Here is a 2,109-nt window from a genome sequence, read left to right as displayed (position 1 = left end):
CCCAATCCCCAATCCCCAATCCCCAATCCCCAATCCCCAATCCCCAATCCCCATTATAAAAAATTATTTTTCCTACTTAATATTTGTAGTTAAAGCATTGAATTAAAAAAAATGATTTCAAAAAAATAAGGCATATATCTTATTTTTATGCTGTTATTTCTTTTTACTCTTCAAAAATTTTTATATATTTTGATTATAATAAATATTAAATATATATGAATGACAAAAAAGTTTGGATAAATTTTTGATTTTTTATCATGAATTTCATATATATGAGGATAAGTAAATGTTTTTCTCATTATTTTTTTTTCAATATTATATTGCCTAGTTAGAGGAATATGATTTCCTCCTGTATTTAAAACAAAAAGAGGTATATTCAATTTATGCTTTTTTATAGATTCTATTTGAATATATTTATAAGGGATAGAATGTACTTTTTTATTCTTAATATTTAATTGATATAAATTATAAGCGTGTTGTTGACTTAACCGTAAAATATATCTTTCTTTTGATTGTAATGTTTCATTTATATATTTATATTTTTTAACTAATTCAAAAAGTTCCTTTAGATCTTCTATATTTAGCGGAATTGCATTATGAGTATGCTCTGCTTTAATTAGGCTAATATTGAAATTTTCTATATAGAATTTTTCAGTGCATAAAATTGAAAGAGTAAATCCTTTACCTGAATGTGGATCAATAAAATCTTTATTTTTAAACATTAAATGATACTTCTCTAATACATAAGTCTTGTTTATTTCTTTAAATTTATTTGCTATAATATAAGGAGACAATTCTTTATTATCATAATAGAAAAAATCAGATTTTTTTAGAGATTTACCATAAAAATAATCATCGTCCATATAAATAAAATTTTTTGAAACTCCAAATTTTTCCATTTTATGTAAATTTAATGTAAAGGCAACATTATTTGCACTATTATATCCTAATAAATCTTTATCTTTTACATATATTATTTTATCTTTTATTTCTTCTTGTGATTTAAAAAATCTAACTTTTTCATTTGGCATTAAAATAAATATTTTTCTTATCCAAGGAACGTTTTCCAAAATACTTCTAACTGAATATTTTAATTCATCATTGTCTTTATCTTTATAAATATGCTTTATACCACTCCTATTTAAATTTTTATCCGTCACATCAATATATTTAATAACTATATCAATTGGATCATTATTAATTATCTCTAAAAATATTAATGGTTTTTAAATCAATATTTACTTTTACTTCTTCATATAATTTCAAAAATTCAAAATAAAAACTTTTATTATATATATTATTACTTAAAATTAGAAAAAAAAAATTAGATATTCCAATATATTTTTTATAATATTTATTTTGAATTAAAAACTGATTTTCTTCTATTTGAATTAAATTCCAAATCATAGCTTCTTGATGTTTTTGCAATTTTTTTATTATAATATTATTATTACTAACAAATAAATATTTTTTACTTTTTATAGGTTTTATATAATATGAATTTTCTCCAATTTTAATAATATTAAAAAATGAAGAAGTTTCATTAGATAAAGTTAATTATCATGTCTTACCTTATTATAAAATAATTTTGAAATATTTTTTGATAAAATAAAAATATAGCCTGAGTTAAGTAAATTGGAAGAAAAACATTTATTATATCATTGCAAATTAAAATGTTGTTACTATTTAATATAGATTTGATTTTATAAACTCCATTAAAATCACTCAAATTTATTACATCATAATTTGATATAAAAATAAAAAAAAAAAAAGTTAGCATTCACTATTTTAAAGATTAAAAGAAAATTAATAAATCATATATTCATTTATTCCAAACTCTATACTAATTAAGAAAATTTAAATGTTTAAAATTTTTTTTGAATTATTTAATATTTATTGGCTTAAATAAAGATAATAAAATAAATAATTGTTAAATATAATAAAGAAAAAAAAGACTAATTAGAATAATTGGTTCCCCATAAAGCTCCTTTCTATTATTAAGAATATTTGTAAAAAAGATGGCGGGCTTATTTTTTCATGGTTGTGCTTTAATATAATTATTTAATTAGGAAAATTTATTTATTTTTTTTGTTTTAATTGGGGATTGGG

Annotated in this window: 2 protein-coding genes; both read right to left on the bottom strand. The window is 19.2% G+C overall.

From position 1 onward, the window contains the following. Nucleotides 1-170: 170 nt before the first annotated feature. Nucleotides 171-1,160 carry a hypothetical protein gene (locus ACJMNB_RS10585; RefSeq protein ID WP_405342234.1) on the bottom strand — a complete coding sequence of 330 codons (990 nt, stop codon included), beginning with the start codon at nucleotides 1,158-1,160 and terminating at the stop codon, nucleotides 171-173. A gap of 37 nt (nucleotides 1,161-1,197) precedes the next feature. Further along, entirely contained in the window at nucleotides 1,198-1,428 is a 231-nt protein-coding gene (locus ACJMNB_RS10580) for a hypothetical protein (RefSeq protein WP_405342232.1), read from the bottom strand. Nucleotides 1,429-2,109: the final 681 nt, after the last annotated feature.

It is taken from the genome of Fibrobacter sp., assembly GCF_045131395.1.
Classification (GTDB): Bacteria; Fibrobacterota; Fibrobacteria; order Fibrobacterales; family Fibrobacteraceae; genus Fibrobacter.
Note: the sequence above shows the minus strand (reverse complement) of the source record. Positions and strands in the feature narration are given on the sequence as shown.